We start from the raw sequence: 298 nt of genomic DNA on the forward strand, positions 1-298 counted from the left end.
ATCCTGGAGGCCGTACGGTGACCGCGCCCCGGCTGCTGGGACAGGCCGACCTGCCCGGTGAACTCGCCGCCGTGCCCCGGGCGAGACGCTACGTGCGAGGCCTGCTGGACGGCACCGGCCACGCCCGGACCGACGACGCCCTGCTGCTCGTCACCGAGCTGGTCGCGAACTCCGTGCGGCACTCCGACTCCGGCCGGGTGCCCGGCGGACGGGTGAGCGTGGCGGTCATCGAGTGGGATGGAACGCTCCACATCGACGTGATCGACGCGGGCTCGGCCGACAGCCTGCCCCGGATCCG

General features: G+C 73.8%; 1 protein-coding gene. It reads left to right on the forward strand.

Translation table 11 applies throughout. From position 1 onward, the window contains the following. Positions 1 to 17: 17 nt before the first annotated feature. Positions 18 to 298: ATP-binding protein (locus ACWJ6R_RS38225; RefSeq protein ID WP_449066831.1), on the forward strand; the 281-nt coding region annotated here is incomplete at its 3' end.

It is taken from the genome of Planomonospora algeriensis, from assembly GCF_977012225.1.